Source organism: Kribbella italica (assembly GCF_014205135.1).
Taxonomy (GTDB): Bacteria; Actinomycetota; Actinomycetes; order Propionibacteriales; family Kribbellaceae; genus Kribbella; species Kribbella italica.
In genome coordinates this window covers 2103873-2124583 of the sequence record NZ_JACHMY010000001.1, presented here as the reverse complement: position 1 = coordinate 2124583, position 20711 = coordinate 2103873, and the positions used below count along the sequence as shown (strand labels likewise).

The following is a 20711-nucleotide window of genomic DNA, read 5'->3' as shown; positions in this document are numbered from 1 at the left end:
CACCATGGCCCTGTCGATCCGCAACGATGCCCAGTCCCGCCGGGGTCTGCTGACCTGGTACCGCTCCGGCGGGCTGAGCGCCATCTTCTTCGCACTGCCCCTGGTGCTGATCTTCCTGTACTTCTCCTGGGGCCCGATCGTGCGCGGGCTGGTGCTCAGCTTCCAGAAGAACAACCTCGTCACCACCCCCGAGTGGGTCGGGTGGTCCAACTTCAGCTACGTGCTGGCCGATCCGCAGTTGCCGCAGGCAACGCTCAACACGCTGTACTTCGCGGTCCTGGCGCTGATCTTCGGCTTCCCGGTGCCGCTGTTCCTCGCGGTCTTCATCAGCGAGCTGCGGACCACCGGCTGGCTCTACAACGTGCTGTCCTACCTGCCGGCGGTCGTCCCACCGGTGGCCGCGATCCTGCTCTGGAAGTTCTTCTACGACCCGAGCGGGACCGGCGTCTTCAACACGATCCTCGGCTGGTTCGGCATCGATCCACTGTCGTGGCTGAACTCGCCGAACCTGGCGATGCCGGCGATCGTGCTCGAGGCGACCTGGGCCGGCGCGGGCGCGACCGCGATCATCTACCTGGCCGCGCTGACCGGCGTCCGGACCGAGCTGTACGAGGCGGCCGAGCTGGACGGCGCGGGAATCTGGTCGCGGGTCTGGCACGTCACGCTGCCGCAGATCCGCGGAATCATCCTGATCATGATGCTGCTGCAGCTGATCGGGACGTTCCAGGTCTTCACCGAGCCGTTCCTGTTCACCGGCGGCGGTCCGGACAACGCCACCACCACGATCCTGCTGCTGATCTACCGCTACGCGTTCATCAACGGCGACTTCGGTGCCGCCACCGCGCTCAGCGTGCTGCTGGCCGGGGTGCTGTGCGTGCTGTCGGTCGTGTACCACTTCCTCACCCGGCGTTGGAGCACGACATGACCAGTCTCCCGATCACCGAACAGGTCGCGGCCGCGCCGGACGACGCGGCCCCGGCCCGACGCACCAGCCGCCGTACGGCGGAAGCCCAGGAACGCGGCATCATCTCGACCGCGGACCGGCGCCGGCCGCTGATCCGCTACGGTCTGCCGACCGTCCAGGTACTGCTGTTCATCGGCGTCCTGGTGGCCGGCGTCGGACCGTTGCTGTGGCTGCTCAAGTCCGGGCTGTCGACCAGCCAGGACATCCTTCAGGGCCCGATGGAGCTGTGGCCGAGCGGGATCCAGTGGGCGAACCTGCCGAACGCGTGGACGAAGGTCCAGATCGGCTCGTACCTGGGCAACACGGCGATCATCGCGATCGGTTCGTTGCTGTCCACGCTGTTCGTCTGTACGACGGGCGCCTTCGTGCTCAGCGTGCTGCGGCCGAAGTGGGGACCGGTCATCACCGGCGCGGTGCTGGCCACGCTGTTCCTGCCCGGCGTGATCTCGCTGGTCCCGCTCTACCTGACGATCCTGAAGATGCCGGTCCTCGGGGTGAACCTGCAGAACACCTTCTGGGCGGTCTGGCTGCCGCAGGCGGCGGGCGCGTTCAACATCCTGGTGATGAAGCGCTACTTCGACGCGATCCCGCGGGAACTGATCGAGGCCGCGCGGATCGACGGCGCGGGCAACGTCCGGCTGTTCACGTCGCTGATCCTGCCGCTGTCCAAGCCGATTCTCGGCGTGGTCGCGCTGCTGACCGTGATCGGGTCGTGGAAGGACTACCTCTGGCCGCTGCTGGTCCTGCCGGACCCGAAGCTGCAGCCGATCTCGGTCGCGCTGCCCCGAGTGGCGGAGAGCACGGAGATCTCGCTGCAGATGAGTGCGTTGTTCCTGGCGGTCCTGGTCCCCGTGGTGCTGTTCTTGGTGTTCCAGAAGCAGTTCCTCAGAGGAGTCGGGATGTCGGGAGGGATCAAGGAGTGAGTTCGTTGTTGAGTGGACGACGGGTGCTGGTGACCGGTGCGGCCGGCCGGATCGGGTCGGTCACCACCGAGCACCTGTCCGGGCTGGGCGCGCTGGTCACGGCGCTCACCATCGTCGAGGACCCAGCACTGAAGGCCGACCGGGTGGTCATCGGTGACACCCGGTCGGAGGAGGACGTCGCGACGGCGCTGGAGGGCGCGGACCTGGTCGTGCACCTGGCCGCGCTGGCCCACCGCGACTCCGGTACGCCGTACGACGTCTACACCGGCAACGTGATCTCGACCTTCAACGTGCTCGCCCAGGCGGGCGCGCTGGGGATCGGGCGCGCGGTGGTGGCCAGCAGCATCAACGCGTACGGCGTACCGATGAACCATCACGACGTGCTGCCGGCGTACTACCCGCTGGACGAGAAGATCCCGTCGGACGTGGACGACTGGTACTCGCTGTCCAAGCAGAACGACGAGAACACCGCCCGGATGGCGTGGCGGCACTGGGGGATCGACGTCGTGTCGCTCCGGTTCCCGCACGTCAACAGCCCCGACGTGCTGCGCCGGCAGTCCGACGGGTTCCGGACGAACCCGGTCGCCGGCGTCCGGGAGGGCTGGAGCTACCTGGACACCCGCGACGCGGCGTACGCGATCGAGCTGAGCCTGACCGCGCAACTGTCCGGGCAGCACACGCTGTTCGTCGCGGCCGGTACGACGAACGCGCCGTTCGCGACCGAGGACCTGCTCGACGCGTTCGCGCCGCGGGTGCCGAGGCTGCGCCGGTTCGCCGGCCGCGAGGTACCGATGGACCTGACCGCCGCCCGGACCGTGCTCGGCTTCCAGGCCCGGCACGAGCTGGACCTGCCGACCGACCGACTGGAGACCTGAATGCCGCAGGAAACGCCCGCCACCTTCGCCCAGCCCTGGCCGGTCCGCGACGACGTCCGGATCCGCGCGGTCAAGGCGATCGTGACGGCACCACAAGGCATCCCGCTGGTGGTGGTCCGGATCGACACCACCGAGCCTGGTCTGTACGGGCTGGGCTGCGCGACCTTCACCCAGCGCTGGAAGGCGGTGCAGACGTTCGTCGACGAGCACCTGGCCCGGCTGCTGGTCGGGCGCTACCCCGGCGACATCGGCGACCTGACCCGGCTGGCCGGCTTCTCCGGCTACTGGCGTGGTGGCCCGGTGACCAACAACGCGATCTCCGGGATCGACCAGGCGCTGTGGGACATCGCCGGCAAGCGGGCCGGGATGCCGGTGTACGAGCTGCTCGGCGGCAAGGTCCGCGCGGCGGCCGACACCTACATCCATGCCAGCGGCATCACCATCGAGCAGTGCCTGGAGCACGCCAAGGAGCTCGTCGCGCAGGGCTGGCGGCACATCCGGCTCCAGGTCTCCACACCGGGTGGCGGCGGGTACGGCGCGCCGCGGCTGGCGACGCTGTATCCGGACTCGCCGTACCACAACGGCTGGTCGGCCCGGGACTATCTGCGGACCACGCCGGATCTGTTCGCCGCGGCCCGGCAGTCGTTGCCGGACAACATCGAGCTGCTGCACGACACGCACTCGCGGCTCACGCCGAAGGAGGCGGTGCTGCTGGCTCGCGCGCTGGAGCCGTATCGGCTGTTCTTCCTCGAGGACGTGCTCGCGCCGGAGCACTGGGACCGGCTGCCCGAGGTCCGGGCGGCGTCGCCGGTGCCGCTGGCCGTCGGCGAGCTGACCACGTCGATGGGCGACGCCGTCCGGCTGGTCCGTGACGGCGGCGTCGACTTCATCCGGTCGCACGTCTCCGACATCGGCGGGTTGACCCCGGCGCGGAAGCTGGCCGACCTGGCCGAGCTGTGCGGTGTGAAGACCGCGTGGCACGGGCCGGGCGACACCTCGCCGATCGGGGCCGCGGCCAACGTTGCCCTCGACGTCAGTTCGGTGGCCTTCGGCATCCAGGAAGGACACCTCTACAACGACGCGACGCACGAGGTGTTCCCCGGCACGCTGCGGATCAAGGACGGGTGGCTGACCCCGAACGAGGCGCCCGGCTGGGGCATCGAGATCGACGAGGCCGCGGCCGCGCGGTACCCGGCGCAGCTGTCCGGGCACGACGAGTGGGCGGCCGGCGTACGGCGGATCGACGGGGCCCTGGAGGCTCCGTGAAGTTCTCCGTGTTCACCGCGTCGACGCCCGGCTGGACCCCGGCCGAGGCGGCCGAGATCCTGGCCGCGCAGGGCTGGCACGGGATCGAGTGGCGGATCACCGACCAGGACCCCGGCGGCTCCGGCTTCTGGTCGGGGAACCGCGCGACCTGGCCGCTGACCGGGCTCGAGGAGAGCCTGGACGAGATCGCGGCGATCACGACCGGCGCGGGTCTGGAGTTCTCAGCGCTCGGCGGCTACGTGCCGCCGACGCGGCGGGCCGACACCGAACGGATGCTCGCGGCAACGGCCGCGCTCGGTGCGGGCCGGGTCCGGATCGCCGGGCTGAAGGTCGAGCCGGGCCAGACCTACCGGGAGGCGTTCGCGGCGTGCCGGGAGCACTGGGAGTGGGTCGAGGACAAGGCGCGTCAGTACGGCGTACAGGCGCTCGTCGAGTTGCACCACGAGACGCTGACGCCGAGCGCGTCGGCGGCCCGGCGGCTGCTCGAAGGGCTCGACCCGGCGTACGTCGGCGTGATCCACGACATCGGCAACCTGGTGATCGAGGGCTATGAGGAGCACGGCCTGGACCTGCTCGGTGAGTACCTGGCTCACGTGCACGTGAAGAACTGCGCGTGGCACTTGTCCGCGGTGGAAAGCGACGGGACGCTGCGCTGGGAGCCGAAATGGGTCCCGCTGCGCGAAGGCCGGGCGTCGTTGCCGGAATTGTTCGGCCGGCTGGCCGCGACCGGTTACGACGGGTGGGTCGCGGTGGAGGATTTCTCCACCGTGCTGCCTTTGCCGGAAAGGACGCTGAACAATCTCGAATACCTCACCGCCGTCGCGCGGGCGGCGGGGTACGATCTGCGCTGATCGTTTCGGCGGGTGCGGAAAGAAATCGACACCAGCGGGGAAGAACGCGACAAGGGAGGTGGGCGATGGTCACGCCAGACAGTGACTCGGCGGTGCTGGACGAACCGACCCGATCGGGGGCGAACCAGTACGACCTGGGCTCCTTCAACGAGGCCGTGATCATCGAGACGATCCGGGTGGCCGGCATCATCAGCCGCACCGAGATCTCCCGGCGGACCGGCCTAACCCAGCAGTCGGTCTCTCGGATCCTGCGAGTGCTGCTGCAGCAGGGACTGCTCGTCGAGGAGGCGCAGGAACGCGCCGAACGCCTGGGCAAACCCCGTACGCCGGTCCGCCTGCGGTCGAACGCGGCGCACGCGGTCGGCATCCACATCGACCCCGAGCTGCTGACGGTCGCGGTCGTCGACCTCGACGGCACGATCGTCCGGCGCGAGACCGTCGACCTCGCCGCCGACCTCGACGCGCACCGTCTGGTCGACCTGGTCGCCGCCACGGTGACGGCCGCGATCAGCATCAGCCAGGTCGACACCGCGTCGCTGCTCGGCGTCGGCGTCGCCGTACCGGGCCCGATCAACGCCGACGGCACGCTGCTCGATCTCCCGTTGCAGCCGGCCTGGCGCGGGCTCGAGATCCGCCAGTTGCTGCAGCAGAAGCTCAACCACCCGGTCCTGGTCGAGAAGGACGGTTCGGCGGCCGCGATCGGCGAGCGCTGGATCGGCCGCTCGGCGCGGGCCCGCGACTTCGCCTACCTCTACCTGGGCACCGGGGTCGGTTCCGGGCTGATCCTCAACGGCTCGATCTACCGCGGCCTGACCGCGAACGCCGGCGAGTTCGGCCAGCTGGCGGCGCTGCGGATGGGGGAGTGGGACGGCGAGGGCGGCCCGCGGATGATGGCCGAGTGCAACCCGACCGCGTCACTGCCGGTGATCGCGGCCGGGTTCGGATATGTCGAGACCGACGCGAGCGCGACCGACGAGGCGAAACGCTACAAAGCGGTCTGCAAAGCCGCAGCCGTTGGCGACGACGCCGCGCGCAAAGCGGTCACCCAGGTGGCCCGGGTGATAGCGCAGGGTGCGGTCGGGATGGTCGACCTGCTGGATATCGACCTGATCGTTGTCGGCGGCCCGGCGTACGAAAAGGAAATCGCGGCGACGCTGCTTTCCGAAATCGACCGGGCGGTGAATTCCTTCCCGATCGCGAAAGGCACCCGGACGGTCGCGGTGGAGGAGTCGATGCTGCAGACCGACGCCGCCGCGGTCGGTGCCGCGTCGACGATCTTCCACGACGCGTTCACGCCGCGGGTGGGAGGTTCGAGCCAGGCCCGGCGGCTGCCGAAGTAGATCGGGCGCCGATCTAGGATGCCGAGGTGGATTCCTCTGCCCTCACTGTGTCCCTGACCGCTACCGTCCAGCTCCGGCTGGTCCGTCCCGAGGACGGCGCGTCGTTCGCCGAGGCGCAAGAGCGCAGCCGCGAGCAGCTGGTGCCGTTCGAGCCGCGGCGGGCGGCTGAGTGGTACAACGCGGACTTCCACGCGGAGCGGTTCGCGGTGTTGCTGGAGAAGGACAACCTGGTGCCGTGGGTGCTCGCCGAGGGGGACCGGGTGATCGGTACGGCGACGCTGTCGAACATCGTGCACGGCGCGTGGCGCAACGGGGACGTCGGGTACTGGGTGGATGTCGCCGAGACCGGGCGCGGGCTGGCGACGGCGGCGCTGGACGCGGTGTGCCGGCTGGCCGACGAGGTGTTGCTGCTGCACCGGATCGCGGCGAGCACGAACCACGACAACGTGCGGTCCCAGCGGGTGCTGGAGAAGTGCGGCTTCGAGCAGTACGGGTTCGCGCGGAACTACCTGCACATCAACGGCGCCTGGCGCGACAGCAACCTGTACCACCGGATCCTGAACGAGCGGGAGCCGGGCGAGCCGTCGGTGTGACGGCTCGCCCGCTCGATCACACCGGCGGGAGGCCGACGCCGCGGGAGACGTCGACGTCGTCGTACTTGCCTTCCAGGACGTCCTCGAACTTCACCGGGCGCTGCAGGGTCGACGCGATGTAGACGGCCCGGACCGCGGCCAGGGCCTCGATGCCATCCTGCACGCTGATGCCCGGCTGTGAACCGTTGCTCACGGCATCCAGGATGTCGGCGTACTGCCTGCTGTGGCCGTTCGTCGACAGCTGCTGGCTCCCGGCCTCCTTGGACGACTGCTCGTCGACCGGGAGGTCCTCTTTGTTGCCGTCGGCATTGAAACGGCGGAGCACGTCGTCCTCGACCTCGGCGCCGCCTTCGGTGCCGTGCACCGAGATCCGGGTCCGGCCGCCGGGGTACGCCGCGGTGGTCGCGTGCAGCGTGGCGACCGCGCCGTTCTCGAAGGTGAACGTGGCGACCAGCGTGTCCTCCACCTCGATCGCGTGGTGCGCCGCGCGGATCGCCTGGGCCTGGATGGTGACCGGCCGGCCCATGAACCACAGCAGCAGGTCGAGGGTGTGCACGCCCTGGTTCATCAGCGCCCCACCGCCGTCCTGCGCCCACGTCCCACGCCAGCCGGCGGACGCGTAGTACTCGTCGCTGCGCCACCAGGCCACCGAGGCGACCGCCGAGGTGAGCGTCCCGAAGCGCCCGGCGCGGATGGCCTCCGCGACGATCGCGCTGCCCGGGTCGAACCGGTGCTGGCTGATCACCGAGCAGACCACGCCGTGACTCGCCGCGCGGGTGGCCGCCGCCGCGAGGCGACGGCCCTTCGCGACGTCGACGTCGAGCGGCTTCTCGATGACGACGTGCAACTTGTGCTCCAGCGCCTGCTCCGCGATCACGGCGTGCGTACCGCTCGGCACGCAGACCGCGACCAGCGAGACGTCCGACCCGGCGACCGCCGCGTCCAGATCGCCGTACACCTTCGGCTCCGGGTGCCCGGCCTCGGTCAGCCGGGCGGCCAGGGCCTTGGCCGCGGCCGGGTCCACGTCCACCAGGGCGGTGACCGTGGCGTCGGGCCGGGCACTGACGGTGTCGGCGTGGGTGCGTCCGATGATGCCGCAGCCCACGATCGCGACCTGGTGCGGCGTCGTCGAGTCAGCCATCTCGCTCCTTGCTGCTATTCGGTGGTGAAGTGCGCGGTCAGTACCTGGTCCGCGGTCACGGTGAAGGTGTACGACGCACTGGTCGAGACCACTTCGCCGTTCACGGTCCAGTTCTGGAAAACGTTATCCGATGCGGGCGCCGCCGTCACGGTCACCTGCGCGCCAACTTCGTACGTGCCCGGCTCGGACTCGTTGCCGAGGACCTTCACCGTGCCGTTGCCGTCGGCCTGGGCCGACACCGCGTGCTGGACGACGTTGATCACCATCACGTTGTGCAGGGTGACCGGACCGGTGCTGGTGGCGCCGTTGTAGCGGGCCAGGTTGGTCGCCTCGACGTCGCCCTTGACCACCTTGACCGTGTAGCCGTCCGTGCCGAGGTTGTCGGTGCCCAGGTTGAAGGCGTCGACCTGCCCGTCGTTCACGACCAGCCCGTCGTGGAACCCGTACGCGAAGACGTTGAACAAGGTCAGCCCGGTGGCGCCGTCGACGGTGACGATCGTGGCCTGCTTGCGCATGTACTTGTCGATCACCAGCTCGAAGATGCTGCCCTCGTTCATCCAGTACGGCTGCTGGTAGCCGATCCGGGTGACCGCGTTGCCGTTGGACAGCACGCCCTCGATCCGGCCGCCGGTGCTCTTGCCGACCGCGATCGCGTGGTCGAAGAACGCCCCGGCGACCTTGCGGACGACGAAGTGGTCGTTGCGGTGGGTGGTGAAGTCGATCCCGTTCCAGGCGTTCGGGAAGCCGGCGTTGATCACGTAGGTGTGGCTGCCCTTGCCGCGGACGGCGTACGGGTAGGCGACGATGCCTTCGGCGACGCCCGGGTTCTGCTCGGGGTAGAAGACCCGCAGCCCCCGTACGCCGGACTTGGCGCCGTTGAGCGTGACGAGCGCGGTGGCCGTGTCGGGTGCGGTGGTGCCGCGGCCCTCGAAGGCGTGCAGGACCGTGCCGCCGCTGGCACCGCCCTGATCCCGGTTCGGTACGGCGGAAGCGCCACGCAGTTCGACGTTGGCCGGGACGCTCAGGTGAGTGCTGATCCGGTACCAGCCCGCGGGCAGGTAGACGATGCCGCCGCCGTTGCGGCCGGCCTTGTCCAGCGCCTTCTGAACGGTCCTGGTCGCGTCCGCCGCCGGAAGGTAGCCGACGCCGTGCGGCGCGTCGACAACCGTCAGGCTCTTGCGCGCCGGAGCGGGCAGCGGCTTCTGCGTGTACGTCGGCGCGACGCCAGACATCTGGTGAATGATCCCGGACTGCGTGCCCTGCAGTTGCGTGCCGGTGACTTTCACATAGCCGCGGGCGTTGTTCTGAATCGCCTGCGTGCCTTCGACACGACCGCCGGCCAGCGTCATGCCCCACCGGTCATCGATCACGTCGACCAGCACGCCGGTGCCGGTACGGCGGATGTCGGGCTCCAGGAAGCTGCCGGTGAACTGCGCCCGCTGTCCGGCGACGACGTGGATGCCGACCTTGTAGTCCGACAGCGTGATCTTGTGGAACTGGTCCCACTCGAGGTCGCCGAGCACGAGCCCGGTCCCGTTGGCACGGGTCCAGGTGTCGAGCGCGGCCCGGCTCGGCGGCTTGAAGGCGGCCGGGGCCTGCGACCAGTACGCGTTGCTGAAGGTCACGTTCTCCCAGGTGCCGACGTCGGCGCCGTTGTAGGCGCGAGCGCCCTCGAAGAGAGCCGTACCCCGGATGTTCCGGATCGTGCTGGACTCGTGCACCTGCCCGGAGCTGGGCGCGTTGCCGCGGTCGTTGGGCATCGTGCTGATGCCGATACCGCGGTAGGAGTTGAGCAGGGTGACGTCCTGGACGGTCGCCATCATGTAGTTCTCGTTGCCGATCCAGGCGCCGCCGGGGATCTCGAAGGTGTAGTTGTACGGGACCGGCTGGGTCGCGCTCTGCCGCGGGTACCAGGTGGTCACGCCGATCACGCCGGCCGAACCGCCGATGCGGAACAGGCTCGGGCCGTCGTCACCGGAGGCCAGGTCGGCGACCACCACGGTTCCGTAGTTCTTGCCCTCGGCCTTCTCGCCGCGCAGCGTGCAGAACGAGTGCACCTCGAGCGTGTCCTTCACCAGGTACTTGCCGCTGGGCAGCCAGACCGTGCCGCCGCCGGCGTCCTGACACGCGTAGAGCGCTCTCTGGATGTCCTTGGTCGAATCCGTGCGGCCGCTGCGGTCGGCGCCGTACCGGGTGGCATCGAAGTCGGCGACCACCCCTTCCTCACCGGCGTTCACGAGCTTGGGCTGCGGGACGACGACCGGCGACTCGCGCAGCTGGAGCTCTTCGACCACGTACGTCGGGGAGCCGGTCATCACCACGCGGACGTAGCGGGCCTTGGTCGTCGCGAAACGCGTCTTGCTGAACTGGTTCGCGCCGGGTGATCCGGTCCGGCCGACGGTGGTGAACTTCCGCCCGTCGTTCGAGACCTGGACGGTGTAGTCGGGGGAGTAGGCCTGCGCCCACTCGACACGGACGTCGTTGACGTTGCGGGGCTTGCGCAGGTCGAGCTGCAGCCAGGCGTCGCCCTCGACGGTCCAGGCGGTGTCGTGGTTTCCGTCGTTGACGTTGGCGGCTCCGGTGCCGCCGCTGGCGGACGCCGTACCGGCCTTCGCGAAGTTGGTGTCGACGATCGACGCGGTGAACGCGTCGAGCTTGCTCTGCAGGCTCTCGAGCGCGGCCTTGACCTGGACGTCGGTGACGTCAGGTGTCGCCGCGACCTCGCGGGCGTCGTCGATCGCGGCGAGCAGCGTCGCGCGGCTGCCGGCTGGGTACTGACCGTCGCGAATGCCTTCCCGGGCGGCCTTGTGCGCGCGGGCTGCTTCGTCGATCAGGTCGTTCAGGCCCTCGGTGACGTCGAGCGCGCCGGCGACCTTCGCGACCCGCACGGCGGCCACCTTGAGGTCGACCGCGCCGTCGCCGATGTGGATCCGGAAGTCGGCGCCGTTCGACCGGTTCGTCATCACCGCGTCCGGCAGTGCGAACGTGTGGGTCTTCCAGGTCAGCGTGTTGCCGTACGTGACGACCTCGGAGTTCTTGAAGCGCTCCGGGATCGTCTCACCAGGGGAGTCGTAGTGCAGGCCGAACTGACCGTTGCCCTCGTCGAAGTAGTCGACACTCACGAGCACCAGGCCCCGGTTGTCGTACAGGTACGTGTCGGACACGTTCAGGTAGAAGAAGTTCGTGCCCGGTGCGGGCGCGGTCCGGTCGGTCTGCCAGTACGGGCGGCCGTCCTGGACGCCGGTCTTCAGGTTCTCCGGCCGGTCGCCGGCGCGCGCCGAGATCCCGCTCTCCAGGGGCGATGCACCGAGGGAGACCGTCGCGCCCGCCGTACTGATCCGCAGCCCGGCGACGGTGATGTCGCTGCTGCCGGACAGGCGCAGGTCCGCGCCGCCGAGGCGGTCGGTGAACTCGATGTCGGCGAGCGCGAACGTGCCGGTCTGCCACTGGCCGGTGTTCTTCAGCGTGACGTCGTCGGCGCTGGTCTCGGGACCGGCCGCGGCGTCGTACTCGAGCTGCAGGGTTCCGGTGCCGGAGTCGAGGTAGGTGACGGTGACGACCACGTCGTCGGTGGTCAGCTCGTCGACGTAGTCGCGGTCGACGTCGAAGGAGAACCAGTCGGTGCCGGCGGCCTGGTTGGTGCGCCAGTACGTGCGGCCCTGCTCGGTCCCGGTCTGCAGACCGGCGGGATCGGCACCGGCGGCGGGTGCGACGCCGAGCGTCGTGGGGGTGGCGCCGAGGTCGGCACCGACGCCGCTCGGGTACATCGTGGCCGCGTCGGCCGGTGCTGTGCTCAGCACTCCGGCCAGCAGCGTCGCGGGCAGCAGACCCGCGAGCAGGCGTGAACGTACGGACATGGGGAGTCCTCCAGGTGGCGGGCCGGAAGCGAGGCCTGAAAGTTAAACCATGCGTGTTACTTATTCAAGAGGTGGTGCTTGCACGGGTTTCGAGGGTCGGCTGGATAGGCTCCCGGAGTGAGTGAGTCTGGGGTGCAGCAGTGGCTGGAGGAGACGGCGTGGGCGCTGTCCGGTGTCGAGGCCGGTACGCCGTACGACGATCTGGAACCGCTGCGGAAGGTGCTCGCCGACGTGCGGGTGGTCGGGCTCGGCGAGGCCACGCACGGGACGCGGGAGTTCTTCCAGCTCAAGCACCGGCTGCTGGAGTTCCTGGTCACCGAGCTCGGGTGCCGGGTGCTGCTGATGGAAGCGAGCGAGTCGGCGGCCGTGGCGGTCGACGCTTATGTGCGCGGCGGGCCGGGGGACGCGCCGACCGTGGTGAGCGATCTGGGCTTCTGGGTCTGGGCGACCGAAGAGGTCGTCGCGATGGTCCAGTGGATGCGGAAGTACAACTCCGGTCGTTCCGCGGACGAGCAGGTCGGGTTCGTCGGGATCGACCCGCAGAAGTGCTCGGCGGCGCTGAACGTCATCCGCGACTACCTGGTCTCCGACGCGCCGGAGCGGCTCGAGCTGTTCGACGAGGGAATCGCGGCGGAGATCGACGCCGGCCCGGGCGCGAAGCCGGATCCGAAGCGGGCGCTGGTGCGGGAGGCCGAGGCGCTGGTCGGCTTCCTGGACAAGCACTCGGCGCCTCCTGAGGTCCTGGTCGCCGGGCGGCAGCTGGTCCGGTCCGCCGAGGTGGTGTGCGCGGAGAAGGAGCACAAGGAAGCGGCGCGGACGGTGTTCGGCGTACGGGATCGCCTGATGGCCGAGGCCGTGGATACCGCGCTCGGTGACGACCTCATGGGCGCGGTGTGGGCGCACAACGGGCATCTCGCCGCGAGCCGGCCGAGCGCTGCGGTGCGGCCGATGGGCCGCGAGCTGCGGGAGCGGTACGGGTCGGCGTACTACGCGATCGCGGTGCTGGGTGGATCGGGTGCGTTCCGGGCCCGGCGGACGTGGCCGGGGCCGTGGGCGGGTTCGCGGAGTGGGCCGGTCGAGGTGAACAAGCTGGATCGCGGCGGGTTCAGCTCGCTGGAGGGTCTGCTCGAGGCGGCGAATCCGCGCGACCACTTCCTGGATCTCCGGACGGTCGCGCAGGCGCCGGGCGAGATCAAGAACTGGCTGGAGGAGCCGCAGATGTTCCGGAGCTTCGGGGCGTTCGTGGCGCGGTGGACGTACAAGTTCCAGTTCGCGCCGACGCTGCTGCCGGAGGAGTTCGACGGGGTCGCGTACGTCGTGTCGACCAGCCCGTCGCGGCCGCTCTAGGTGGTGAGCCGGCCGACGATGCGACGCAGTTGGTCGGCGTACCCGTCGGGGAGATGGCCGTAGAGGAACGGCGCGGCCGTCATGCCCGTGATCGCCAGCATGACCGCCTCCGGATCGAGGTCGGGGGCGAGCTCGCCGCGGGCCTGCCGGCGGCGTAGGTCTTCGAGGTCGGGGTCGTCCTCGGGCTCAGGGCCGGGCGCTTGTGTCTCGTCGGCGTCGAGCATCGCTCGGGCCGTCAGCTTCGCCCAGCGGGGGTCCGCCGTCACGGCCTCAAGGTAGCGGACGGCCAGGTCGGCGAGGGAGACCGACTCGGCGCGGAACGTCTGCTCCTGCTCCTGCCAGCCGCGGATCACCGCGTCGTACAGGCCTTGCTTGCCGCCGAAGTGGTAGCTGATCAGCTGCTTGTTCACCCCGGCCCGCCGGGCGATCTCGATCACGCGCGCGCCGGCCAGGCCGCGGTCGGCGAACTCGGTCAGCGCGGCGTCGAGCAGCGCGGCCTTGCTGCGTTCGGCGTTCAGGGTCCGTCCGTCCATCGGGCTAGATTATCAGCCGAGTGGATGATAATCTCCTTTTCATCCATTCAGATGAAAAGGAGTTCCATGACTGTCCTGGTCACCGGAGTCACCGGAAAGATCGGCCGCGGCGTGGCCGCCGCACTGCACCGCGACGGCGTCGCCGTCCGGGGTGGCTCGTCACGTCCGGAGCAGGCGACCGACCGCCCGTACGACGTGGTCGGCGTCGACCTGACCCGGCCCGAGACGCTGCGCGCGGCGCTGGACGGCGTCCGGTCGGTCTTCCTCTACCCGTCCGTCGAGGCCGCCGACGGTGTGATCGCCGCGCTGCGCGAGGCCGAGGTCGAGCAGGTCGTCCTGCTGTCGTCGTTGTCGGTGCTCGTGCCCGGCGCCGGCGTGATCGCGGAGGCGCCGCGCGCGGCGGAGAAGGTGTACAGCGCCGGGGGACTGCCGCTCACGATCCTGCGGCCCGACGTGTTCGCCACCAACGCCCTCGACTGGGTCGACGCGATCAAGACCGGTGAGGTCGCGCTGCCGTACCCGGGTGCACACGTCGGGGTCGTCCACGACGACGACGTCGTCGATGCCGCGGCCGCGGCGCTGACCGACCCACGGCACGCCGGGCACGACTACACGCTCACCGGTCCGCAGTCGATCACCCAGGCCGAGCAGATCCGGACCATCGCGGACGCCTTGGGGGTGCCGGTCGAGCTCCGTGAACTCACCGCCGACGAGTGGCGGGCGGCGGTCCCGTACATCCCGGCGCCGATCGTCGACGCCCTGCTGGCGATCTGGGCCGAGGCCAACGGGTCGCCGCGCGACGTGAGCCACACGGTCGAGGCGGTGGCCGATCGCGCGCCGCGGACCTTCGCGCAGTGGGCCGCGGAGACGTTCGCGTGAAGGTTCTCGTCACCGGAGCCACGGGCAACATCGGGCGCGAGGTGGTCCGGCTGTTGTCTTCGGCCGGCGTTGACGTCCGCGCGATGAGTCGGACGCCGGATGCTGCGCGTGCGCTGCTCGGTAGCGCAACAGGCGGAGCCGCCCGCGTCGAGGTCGTCCGGGGCGACTTCGGGGAGCCCGAGTCCTGGGCCGCGGCACTCAGTGGGGTCGACCGGGCGTATGTGTTCCCCTTCGCGTACGTCGCCGGCGCGGGTGCGGGTTTCGTCGCCGAGGCGGTGCGCCACGGGGTCAGCCGCTTCGTGGTGCACTCCGCGGCGGCTGCCGGGTTCGCACCGGTCGCGTCGCCGGTCGACGCGCTGCAGGCCCACCTCGAGGAGGAGCGGGCGGCTCATCGGGCGGTCGAGGTGGCCGTCGAGGCGACCGGTGCGGAATGGACCCATGTCAGGCCGGGGCTGCTGGCGGTCAACTCGTTGGGATGGGCGCCTGCGATCAAGGCGAAGGAGGCTGTGCGAGCGCCGTACGGCGAAGCGGGCTATCCGTGGGTTCACGAGGTGGATGTCGCGGAGATCGCGGTCCAGGCGTTGGTGACCGACGAACTGGTCGGGCGGGCTTGCACGATCACCGGGCCGGCGAGGGTGTCGCAGGTCGAGCAGGTGCGGGCGATCGGCGCCGCGCTGGGGAGGGACGTGGCGTTCGAGGAGCTGACGCCTGAGCAGGCGAAGGAGCAGTGGCGGCTCGAAGGGTGCCCGGAGGAGTACCTCGCATGGCGGCTGGCGGTGCTCGCGGACGCCCTCGACGGGTGTGGCGCGTTGCCGCCGACCGAGGACTTCGAGCGGATCACCGGGCGCGTGCCGCGGTCGTTCGCGCAGTGGGCGGTCGATCACCAGGCCGACTTCCGCTGAGCGGATGCGCTGGCCGGGGTAGTCCGCGTCAGGCGACGCCGACGAGGGTGCGCTGGTGCTGGGGGAGTGCGGCGAGCAGGTCGAAGAAGTACGGCGCGGCGTCGGCGAGGCGGAGCAGGCCGGCTTCGTGGGCGGTCCAGCCGAAGACGAGTTCGCCGTCGATGAGGCGCTCGGCGAGTGGTTCGGCGTACGCGCTGAGGGTGACGCGGTTCGGGCCGGTCTGCGGGTGGTGGTCGCCGCAGCCGCACTCGGTGGGGATCGCGATCGTGGTGAGCGCGTCGGCGGCGTACTGGCGCAGGCGCAGGGTCCGGCCGCGGGCGGTGAACCGGACGATCGTTGCGTCAGGCAACTGAACGAGGAGGTCGACCGGGACGGCGTGCGAGCCCGGCAGCAGCCGCAGTCCACGGGACGCGAGCAGGTCGGCGAAAGCGCTGAGGTTCATCGGGAAGGTATCCGGAATCCTGTGAGTGCTGGTGTCGGCGGGCGGGCCTGGAGATGGACAGGGCCTCGCGCGCCTCAGACGGCGCGCGTCAGCGACAACAACAGCGACAACACAGCGAGATACGCATGCGGAAGATCATGGCAGAGCTTGTCGCGGACGCCAAAACACCGACCGCGATCTGAGACGACTGTCCGTGAGGGAACTGTTCGACGGCCTCCAACCAGAACAAGTACCAGCCCTCGATCGGTGGCTGGTACTTGTTGGTGGTTGGTGCGGAGTCAGTCGGCTTTCTTGCCGAACATGATCTCGTCCCAGCTGGGGACGCTGGCGCGCTTGGAGCCTCGACGGGCCGGCTTCTTCTTCGGCTCCGGAGCAGGCTCGGCCGGAGTCTCCGCGGCAGCCGCGGGGGTCTCTGGCTTGGCAGCCGGGGCCTCCGGCTTAGCGGCCGGCGGCGCGTCGGTGGTCGGCTTGGGTGCCGGGGCGGTGGGGAGCGTGGGTTGGGTGACCCGGTTCTCCTGGTTGCCGCGGCGCGGGTCGAACGGCTTGGGGATCGTGGGCCGCGCCGGCTGCTGAAGCTCCGGGTGCCGCGGGTCCGCGGCCTTGACCTCGGCTTCGAGCTCCGGGTGCCGCGGATCGGCCGGAGCAGGCTCAGTACGACGAGCCTCCTCGACCTGCCGCTCCGGCTCTGCCGAGCGGTCGGCCTGGCGCACTTCGGAGCGGCGTGCTTCCGCTTGACGCGGCTCACGCTGCTCGTCGGAGCGGCGTGGGTCCGCCTGACGCGACTCGCGCCGCTCGTCGGAGCGCCCGTTCTGGCGCGCTTCTGCCTGACGATCGGGTTCGGCCGATCGGTCGGCCTGGCGGGCTTCCGCCTCGCGGGGCTCGGGGCGGCGTGCGTCGGCCTGGCGGCGTTCGGGGTCGCGCTCTTCGGCCGGAGCCTCGGGCGGCGGCGTGCGGCGTTCGGTGAAGCGGTTCTCGGGGGCGGCGGCGCGTTCTTCCGGCGGGGTGGTGGCCGGCTGGGTCGGGCGTTCGACGGCGCGCACGGTCGGGCGCAGGGCCGGCGGCGGCTCCAGCGGGACGTTGATGAGGGTGGGCTCTTCGTCGGGGCTCGGCACCGAGTGCACCCGGCGCGGACCGCGCTCCGGATCACGCCCGGTGAAGCTCTCCCGCACCGAGTCGCGCGAGAAGTCCCGCCCGCTGTCGCGGGCCACGTCCCGCCCGCTGTCGCGGGAGAGGTCTCGTCCGCTGTCCCGGGCGACGTCCCGTCCGGTCGCCTCGCGGCCGGGCGCTTCCCGTGGGTACGAGTGGTTCGGTTCGCGCACCGGCGGCTGCGGGTCGCGTCCGAAGTCGCGGTCGATCTCCTGACCGAAGTCCCGCGGGTTGTTGTCGCGCGCGTACTGCTGGCGGGCCCGCGTCAGGTTGACCGTGTCCTCGAACCCAGCGGCCTCGTAGCTGTCCGCCCCGTGGTCCGGCGCCAGCGACAGGTCGATGTCGGCGACCGCGGTCAACCGCCGCTCCGGCTGCTGCGGCGGCAGCACCTGCGCCTGCTCGCCGACCAGCCAGCGCGCCTCGTCGTCGTCCGGTACGGCGTACCGCCCCGGAGCGTCGTAGGCGAACATGGCGACCTTCTCGTCGTCCTCGGCCACCGGGTACGACACGCGAACCGCCCAGCGGCCGTCCTCGCGCCGCCAGGCGTCCCACTCGGCCGCGGCCGGATCCACACCGCGGATCCGCAGCCGCTCGGTCACCCAGGCGCCGAGGTTGCGGGTCGGAGCGTCCCCACCACCGCGACGCCGGACGGAGGCGCGCTGGGCCAGGTTCGCGACGTGGTCGCGCTCGGCCAGGACCGGGCCGGCGAACGCCATCACCCGTTCCATCGGCATCTGGGCGACGGCCGCGACCGCCTCGGGACTTTCGCCGGCGCGGATACGAGCCTGGATGTCTCGTGGGCGCAGCGCGCTCTCCATTTGAATCTCCAGCTGGCCGAGTCGGGCACGGTCGCCGCGCAGGGCCGCACGCAACCGGTCGTCGACCGGGACGGCGAACTCCTCACCCGTCTCGGCCACGGCCAGGACCAGCTTGGTGCCGTCCTGGCTCAGACCGACGAGCCTCGCCTCGCGCATTGCCTATGTTCTCCTGTGCGGTTCTCGACAGTCTCTCCCGTGACGTGCTGCCTGACCAAGACCGGCGCGCCGTGCCGGGCGGTCATTGTGGAGGTTACGTCACGAAATCACATCGTGCCTGCTCAGCGGGGTCCTTCTGGTCACACCAGTCACACTAGTCACAACCCGTAGTGATCAGCCGACCGGGTACGCCGTCCGCACCGCGAGCGCCCGGTCCAGATCGTCCGCACGGTCCCCGACCGAGCGCCGGATCCCGGCCGAAACGGTCTCGTCGGCGACCAGTCCCGCGGCCAGCCGCGCGGTCGATTCGTCGACCGCGTACACCGGGAACGCGAGCTGCGCCGACCGCGCAACGACCCAGCCCGACCGCAGCTTCTCGGTCCCGGCGATCTCGGCGAAGAACCGCTCGACGTACGGCGCCGTCAGGTCGGTCCGCGCCGGGTTCCAGAACCCCTCGGCGGCGGCGTACAGCTCGTAGTTGGACAGGTCGGCATCGGTCGTGAGCTGCGCCCAGGCGCGCTCCTTGGCCTCGGCCGTCGGCAGCGCCGCGCGGCACCGGGTCGCGTGCACGACGCCCTCCGAGGAGGTGTCGCGGGCCAGTTCGGCGTCGATGCCGGCGTCGTCGATCGCGCCGAGCCGCGCGAGCTGCAGCGTGATCAGCCAGCGCAGGTCGGCGTCGACGGTGATCCCGTCCGGTACGTCGGTGCCGGTGAGCCACCCCTGCAGCAGGTCGACGTCGGCCGTCGTACGGATCGTCGACCGCAGGACCTGCAGCTGCACGCTGCTGCCGGCCTCGACCGTGCCCAGCCGCTCGGTCAGTACGGCGGACAACCGCGCCCGCGACTCCTCGTACGGCAGGACGAACCCGGCCAGGTGCGCCAGCACCCAGCTGACCATCGAGCCGACCGCGATGTCGCTGGTCTCGCTCGGCAGCGCCGAGAGCACGGCGTCGAACCCGGTCCGCGGGTCCAGCTCGGCGTCCGCGGTCGCGTCGCGCAGGCTGTTGAACACGACCGCCCGGGTGACCCCGTCCTCGATCTTCGGCAGGACGGCGGCCAGCTGCGCGAGCGTCTGCTCGTCGAGCCGGATCTTCGCCCAGGTGTCGTCGGCGCAGTCCGGCACGATCACGACGGCGCCGGCCAGGTCGAGCTCGACCGGGACCTCGGCGGCGTCGAGCAGCACCGGCGCGGAGGCGACCAGCTGCCCGTCGGCGTCGTACGCGCCGATCGTGAACTTGTGCGGCCGGTCGGCCGGGTACTGCGCCGGAGCGGTCCGCCGCAGCAGTACGCCGGTGGCGGTGCGTTCGGCGCTGATCGTGTCCAGCCCCGGCGTTCGCAGCCAGGCCTGCGCCCACGCCTCGAGCCCGACGGCCCCGGCGTCGGTCCACTTCGCGACCAGGTCGGCAAAGGTCGCGTTGCCGAACTCCGCCGCCTCGATGTGCGCCCGGACGCCGGCCAGGAACACGTCGTCACCGAGGTAGGCGGCCAGCTGCTTCAGGACGGCGGCGCCCTTGGCGTACGAGATGCCGTCGAAGTCGTCCAGCGACGCGGCGGCGTCCTTGCCCGGGTCGGAGGCGACCGGGTGGGTCGACGTGCGCTGGTCGGCCTGCAGTCCCCACCAGCGGCGGATGAAGGCGAAGTCGATCCAGTTGTCGGCGTACTTGGTGGCCTTGGTCGAGACCCGGTGCGCCATGTACTCGGCGAACGACTCGTTCAGCCACAGGTCGTTCCACCACTTCATCGTGACGGTGTCACCGAACCACTGGTGGGCCATCTCGTGCACGATCGTCCGGGCCCGGTTGGACCGCTCGGAGTCGGTCGCGGCGGAGCGGAACACCATCGAGTCGCGGAACGTCACGCAGCCCGGGTTCTCCATCGCGCCGGCGTTGAACTCCGGCACGAACGCCTGGTGGTACTCGCCGAACGGGTAGCGGTAGCCGAACAGCTGGTGGAACTCGTCGAAGGCCTGCTTGGTCACCTCGAAGATGTCCTCGGCCTCGCGGTCGAGCGCGTCCTTCAGCGACTGCCGCGCGACGACGCCGAGCGGGATGCCGTCGTGCTCGTCGAGCAGCTGGTGGTACGGGCCGGCGACCAGCGTGACGAAGTACGTCGACAGCGGCTTGGTCTCGGCGAGCTCCCAGCGACCGGGGGAGACCTGCCGGGCCGCGCCGTTGCCGAGGACGACCCACTCGGTCGGGGCGGTCACCTTCAGCCGGTACGGCGCCTTGAGGTCAGGCTGGTCGAAGCAGGCGAAGATCCGCGGCGCGGCCTCGAGGAACGACATCGCGTACAGGTAGACCAGGCCGTCGGCCGCGTCGACGCTGCGGTGCAGCCCCTCGCCGTCGTTGGAGTAGAGCATCGTCGCGTCCACGACCAGCTCGTTGTCCGCGGCCAGGCCGGTCAGCTCGAGCCGTCCGTCGTTCAGCCCGGCGACGTCGACCGGCGTCCCGTTCAGGGTCACCGTGAGCAGCTCGTCGGGCCGGACGTCCAGCCACGTGCTGTCGCCGGTCGCGGCGAAGGCGATCCGGGTGACGGACCCGAACACGCGGTCGCCGCGGGTCAGGTCGAGATCGACGTCGTAGCTGTGGACGGTGAGTGCGGCGGCCCGGGTGAGGGCGCCGTCGACTGTGAGACTCGGCATGGTCGGCACTCTATGCCGACCACCCCAGCGGCATCGAG

Annotated in this window: 16 protein-coding genes; 10 read left to right on the top strand and 6 right to left on the bottom strand. The window is 70.5% G+C overall.

All coding sequences use genetic code 11. The features are described 5' to 3' along the window. The first annotated feature begins 4 nt into the window (after positions 1-4). From HDA39_RS09970 to HDA39_RS09940, 7 genes are all read left to right on the top strand, one after another. On the top strand, positions 5-925 hold the full coding sequence (locus HDA39_RS09970; protein ID WP_184794940.1) for a carbohydrate ABC transporter permease: 921 nt from the start codon (positions 5-7) through the stop codon (positions 923-925). Further along, entirely contained in the window at positions 922-1887 is a 966-nt protein-coding gene (locus HDA39_RS09965; protein WP_184794939.1) for a carbohydrate ABC transporter permease, read from the top strand. Before HDA39_RS09970 ends, HDA39_RS09965 begins: the two co-directional genes overlap by 4 nt. Then, a complete protein-coding gene (locus HDA39_RS09960) occupies positions 1884-2762 on the top strand; it encodes an NAD-dependent epimerase/dehydratase family protein (RefSeq protein ID WP_184794938.1) in 879 nt (292 codons plus the stop codon). The genes HDA39_RS09965 and HDA39_RS09960 overlap by 4 nt, the downstream gene beginning before the upstream one ends. After that, a complete protein-coding gene (locus HDA39_RS09955; RefSeq protein ID WP_184794937.1) occupies positions 2763-4028 on the top strand; it encodes an enolase C-terminal domain-like protein in 1266 nt (421 codons plus the stop codon). It abuts the gene before it with no gap. After that, a complete protein-coding gene (locus HDA39_RS09950) occupies positions 4025-4879 on the top strand; it encodes a TIM barrel protein (protein ID WP_184794936.1) in 855 nt (284 codons plus the stop codon). The genes HDA39_RS09955 and HDA39_RS09950 overlap by 4 nt, the downstream gene beginning before the upstream one ends. Before the next feature lie 65 nt (positions 4880-4944). Beyond that, positions 4945-6219 carry an ROK family transcriptional regulator gene (locus HDA39_RS09945; protein WP_184794935.1) on the top strand — a complete coding sequence of 425 codons (1275 nt, stop codon included), beginning with the start codon at positions 4945-4947 and terminating at the stop codon, positions 6217-6219. A gap of 26 nt (positions 6220-6245) precedes the next feature. Beyond that, on the top strand, positions 6246-6812 hold the full coding sequence (locus HDA39_RS09940) for a GNAT family N-acetyltransferase (protein ID WP_184794934.1): 567 nt from the start codon (positions 6246-6248) through the stop codon (positions 6810-6812). A gap of 16 nt (positions 6813-6828) precedes the next feature. Here the strand turns inward: HDA39_RS09940 and HDA39_RS09935 are convergent, their stop codons facing one another. Both HDA39_RS09935 and HDA39_RS09930 read right to left on the bottom strand, forming a co-directional pair. Then, positions 6829-7953, bottom strand: a complete 1125-nt coding sequence (locus HDA39_RS09935; protein ID WP_184794933.1) for a Gfo/Idh/MocA family protein — start codon at positions 7951-7953, stop codon at positions 6829-6831. A 14-nt stretch (positions 7954-7967) separates the two neighbouring features. Next, positions 7968-11810: a discoidin domain-containing protein gene (locus HDA39_RS09930; RefSeq protein ID WP_184794932.1), complete on the bottom strand. Its 3843-nt coding sequence runs from the start codon at positions 11808-11810 to the stop codon at positions 7968-7970. Between the two features lie 117 nt (positions 11811-11927). On the opposite strand from HDA39_RS09930, the gene HDA39_RS09925 reads away from it, so the two are divergent. Continuing rightward, on the top strand, positions 11928-13157 hold the full coding sequence (locus HDA39_RS09925) for an erythromycin esterase family protein (protein ID WP_184794931.1): 1230 nt from the start codon (positions 11928-11930) through the stop codon (positions 13155-13157). Here the strand turns inward: HDA39_RS09925 and HDA39_RS09920 are convergent. Next, positions 13154-13690, bottom strand: coding sequence for a TetR/AcrR family transcriptional regulator (locus tag HDA39_RS09920; protein ID WP_184794930.1), 537 nt, complete (start codon positions 13688-13690; stop codon positions 13154-13156). The two genes, HDA39_RS09925 and HDA39_RS09920, sit on opposite strands and share 4 nt — an antisense overlap. Before the next feature lie 66 nt (positions 13691-13756). Here HDA39_RS09920 and HDA39_RS09915 point away from each other — a divergent pair, with 66 nt between their 5' ends. Together HDA39_RS09915 and HDA39_RS09910 are read left to right on the top strand one after the other, a co-directional pair. Next, positions 13757-14569 (top strand): NAD(P)H-binding protein, encoded by an 813-nt coding sequence (locus tag HDA39_RS09915; protein WP_184794929.1) that lies wholly within the window; start codon positions 13757-13759, stop codon positions 14567-14569. Continuing rightward, a complete protein-coding gene (locus HDA39_RS09910; protein WP_184794928.1) occupies positions 14566-15471 on the top strand; it encodes an SDR family NAD(P)-dependent oxidoreductase in 906 nt (301 codons plus the stop codon). Before HDA39_RS09915 ends, HDA39_RS09910 begins: the two co-directional genes overlap by 4 nt. A 28-nt stretch (positions 15472-15499) precedes the next feature. On the opposite strand, the gene HDA39_RS09905 is transcribed toward HDA39_RS09910, so the two are convergent. From HDA39_RS09905 to pepN, 3 genes are all read right to left on the bottom strand, one after another. Then, positions 15500-15913, bottom strand: a complete 414-nt coding sequence (locus HDA39_RS09905; RefSeq protein ID WP_184794927.1) for a hypothetical protein — start codon at positions 15911-15913, stop codon at positions 15500-15502. Between the two features lie 278 nt (positions 15914-16191). Continuing rightward, complete coding sequence (sepH, locus tag HDA39_RS09900) at positions 16192-18033, bottom strand: septation protein SepH (RefSeq protein ID WP_184794926.1); 1842 nt, start codon at positions 18031-18033, stop codon at positions 16192-16194. Between the two features lie 174 nt (positions 18034-18207). Continuing rightward, a complete protein-coding gene (pepN, locus tag HDA39_RS09895) occupies positions 18208-20673 on the bottom strand; it encodes an aminopeptidase N (protein WP_184794925.1) in 2466 nt (821 codons plus the stop codon). Positions 20674-20711: the final 38 nt, after the last annotated feature.